Origin of the sequence: Micromonospora sp. MH33, assembly GCF_003013775.1 — a bacterium.
In the GTDB taxonomy this organism is placed as follows: domain Bacteria; phylum Actinomycetota; class Actinomycetes; order Mycobacteriales; family Micromonosporaceae; genus Micromonospora; species Micromonospora fulviviridis.
In genome coordinates this window covers 1-3,659 of record NZ_MUYZ01000451.1, presented here as the reverse complement: position 1 = coordinate 3,659, position 3,659 = coordinate 1, and the positions used below count along the sequence as shown (strand labels likewise).

General features: G+C 76.1%; 1 protein-coding gene and 1 pseudogene. Both read right to left on the bottom strand.

Annotation, left to right across the window (positions count from 1 at the left end; genetic code table 11):
• Nucleotides 1-645, bottom strand: a pseudogene (locus tag B0E53_RS34220) (SWIM zinc finger family protein); the annotation flags it as partial.
• Nucleotides 642-3,659 (bottom strand): DEAD/DEAH box helicase (locus tag B0E53_RS34215; protein WP_107079685.1); only part of this gene is annotated, 3,018 nt, incomplete at its 5' end. The pseudogene B0E53_RS34220 and the gene B0E53_RS34215, both read right to left, overlap by 4 nt.

Genomic DNA, 3,659 nt, shown 5'->3' with positions numbered 1-3,659 from the left:
GGCCGCCGCCGGGTCGGCCGATGCGCCGCCGGGGGCGGCGGCGCCGCGCAGCGTACGCAGCCGGTCGAGCAGCTCGCCGCGGGCGCGCCCGCGCCAGTGCAGGAGCTGGAACGGGTCCGCGTCGAACGCCTCGGCGAGCAGGTAGAAGGTGGCCGCCAGGTGCTTGCACGGCACCGCGAAGTCGGGGCAGCCGCAGTGCTGGGCCAGCTCGCCGACGGCGCCCGGGAAGAGCGGCGCGCCGGCCGCGGCGAACAACTCCTCCAGCTCGTCCGGCAGGTCACCGGCGAGCAGCCGGGCGCTGAAGAACGCCTGCCCGGCCAGCTCCGCCTCGATCCGCTCCCACACCTCGTCCGGGTACGCGGCCAGCCCGATCCGCACCGGGTACGGGTCCGGCCGGGAGCCCTGCACGCTGGCGGTGACCAGTCCGGGGGCGACGTCGAGCCGGAGCACCTGGCCCCGGCGCGCGTAGGCCCGCCCCCGGGTGAGCCGGGTGCCGAGCGCGAAGGACTCCAGCACCTCCAGGAAACGCCGGGACCACCAGGAACGGCCGATCGCGCCCCGGGTGCTGCGCGCCTTCAGCCCGCCCTCGACCCGCCGGGGCGGCCCGAACTCGGCGAACCGCGACCCTCCGTCCGGTGTGGTCACTCCACCACCGCCCCGGCCTCCAGGGCGAACAGCTCCCGCAGGGTGTCGGTGGAAAGTTCGGTGACCCACTGCTCGCCGCTGCCCACCACCCGCTGGGCCAGGCTGCGCTTGTCGGCGATCATCGCGGCCACCTTCTCCTCGACCGTGCCGGCGCAGACGAACTTGCGCACCTGCACGCGGCGGCGCTGCCCGATGCGGAACGCCCGGTCGGTGGCCTGGTCCTCGACGGCCGGGTTCCACCAGCGGTCCACGTGCACCACGTGGTTGGCCGCGGTCAGCGTGAGCCCGGTGCCGCCGGCCTTGAGCGAGAGCACGAAGAGCGGCGGGCCCTCCGGCGACTGGAAGCGGGTCACCATGGCATCCCGTTCGGCCTTGCCCACCCCGCCGTGCAGGAGCAGCACCTCCCGGCCGGTACGCGCCGACAGGTGGCCGCGCAGCATCCCGCCGAACTCGGCGTACTGGGTGAAGAGCAGCGCCTTTTCCTCCGCCGCGAGCACCTCGTCGACGATCTCCTCCAGCCGTTCCAGCTTGCCGGAGCGGCCGGGCAGGGCGGAGCCGTCGTGCAGCAGTTGGGCCGGGTGGTTGCAGACCTGCTTGAGTCGGGTCATGGTGGCCAGCACCAGCCCGCGGCGCTCGATGCCGTCGCTGGACTCGATCTTCGCCATCATGTCGTCGACCACCGCCCGGTAGAGCGCCGCCTGCTCGGCGGTGAGGTTGCAGAGCACCTCCATCTCCAGCTTCTCCGGCAGGTCGGTGATGATCGACGGGTCGGTCTTGAGCCGGCGCAGCACGAACGGGCCGGTGATCCGGCGCAGCCGCTCGGCCACCTCGGCGTCGCCGTGCCGCTCGATCGGCTCGGCGAACTTCTTCTTGAAGGTGGCCGCCGGTCCGAGCAGGCCCGGATTGGCGAACTGCATGATGGACCAGAGGTCGGCCAGCCGGTTCTCCACCGGGGTCCCGGTGACCGCGACCCGGTGCCGCGCGGGCAGTGACCGCACCGCCTCGGCCTGCCGGGTGGAGGCGTTCTTGATCGCCTGCGCCTCGTCGACCACCACCCGGTGCCAGTCGATCCCGGCCAGCTCGTACGCATCCCGCGCGGCCACCGAGTAGGTGGTCAGCACCAGGTCCGCGGCGTGCACGGCGGCGGCGAACGCCTCGCCCCGGGCCCGTTCGGCGCCGTGGTGCACGTGGACCCGCAGCCGCGGGGCGAACTTCGCGGCCTCCCGCTGCCAGTTGCCGACGAGCGACATCGGACAGACCAGCAGCGTCGGCCCGGTCGCCGGCGGATCACCGGCGAGCAGCGCGAGCAGCTGCACGGTCTTGCCCAGCCCCATGTCGTCGGCGAGGATCCCGCCCAGCCCGAGGGACTGGAGGAACGCCAGCCAGGCCAGCCCGCGCCGCTGGTACGGCCGCAGCGTCCCGGCGAACCCCGACGGCGGGTCGGCCGGGGTGAGCCGCCGCTCCGCCTCCCCGGCCAGCAGCTCGCCCAGCGCCCCGTCGGCGGCCACCTCCAGCACCGGCAGCTCCCCGGCCCGGTCGGCCCCGGTTAGCCCCATCCGCAGCAGGTCGGCCACGGTCAGCTCGCCTGAGGAGCGGAGCAGCCGCAGCCCCGCTTCGAGCCGCTGCGGGTCCAGCTCGACCCAGCGGCCGCGCAGCCGGACCAGCGGCGACTTCAGCTCGGCAAGCGAGGCCAGCTCCTCGGCGGTCAGCGGCTGGTCGCCGAGGGCCACCTCCCAGCGGTAGTCGACCAGGGCGTCCAGCCCGAGCCCGCCGGCGGCGACGGCCACCGTGCCGGGCGCGGTCCGGCTACGCGCCCGCAGCCGCGCGCCGAGCCGGGACGAGGAGCGCCGCCACCAGGAGGGCAGCAACACCCCGAAGCCCGCCGCGTGCAGCACCGGCGCACCCTCCCGGAGGAACCGGTGCGCGCCGTCGGCGTCCAACTCCATCCCCTCCGGCGCGGCGGTGCGCAGCGCGGCGTCCAGCTCGGGCCAGAGCCGGCTGGCCCGGCCCAGCTCGGCCAGCAGGGTTTCCTGCGGGTCGACACCACGCGCGGCGAGCGCGGGCGCGGGCCGCTGCCAGATGTGCGCCGCGTCGACCACCAGCCCCGGCTCGTCGGTCGGGTGCAGGCCGAACTCGACCCGCCAGGCACCACCCTCGACCAGCTCGGCCACCGGGTCGACGGCCGGCTCGACCAGCCGGAACGCGGCCCGCACCGGGCCTCCGGCGGCGTCGCGCTGCCAGGCGTCCAGCTCGGCCCGGAGCAGGTTCAGGGCGGCCGGCTCGGCGGCGAAGACCCGCTCCGGGCCGGTGAGCGCGGCCAGCCAGTTCGGCACCGGCCCGCCCGGACGCATGCCCCGGGGCAGCCGGGTGTCGCCGAGCGCGGCCCGAGCTGCGGCGTCGACCAGCGCGTCCAGCACCTCGGCCACCAGCTCCCCGGGCTCGGCACGGCCGCCGGCGTCCGCTGCTGTGGGTACGTCTGTTGTCGCCGTGGCGACAACGGACGCACCCGAATCCGGCGCGACGGGATGCCATTCGCGGGCGGCACGGGTGGCCGGGGGCAGGGCGAGGGCCAACGAGCGGGCCCAGGCCGCGTCCGTGCCGGTGAGCAGCGGACGCCAGAGGGCCGACGCGTTCACCACATCCGAGTCGTCGACCACCCGCAGGCGCCGCGGCCCACCATCGGCGCGGACGGCGTCGACACCGGGGGCGGGATCTGACACTCCGGGCAGGACCCGGCCGCGGGTGACCAGGTCGGCGGCGAAGTCGGCCAGCTCGGCCAGGTGGCGCAGGCTCGCCCCGGGCACCGCCCCCGCCGGCTCCAGCGCCCGGAGCAGGGCGAAGGCGGCGTCCGGGGCGTACACCAGGGCGGGGACCCGCCAGCCGGCGCGGGTGACCGGGCCGCGGACCGGGTCCCCGACGGCGGCACGCACCAGCTCGGGTGAGTCGATCGGCGAGCCGGCCCGGGTGGGCAGGTCGAGCAGCACGGAGGCCGGGGCGCCCGGCGGGTCGCCGAG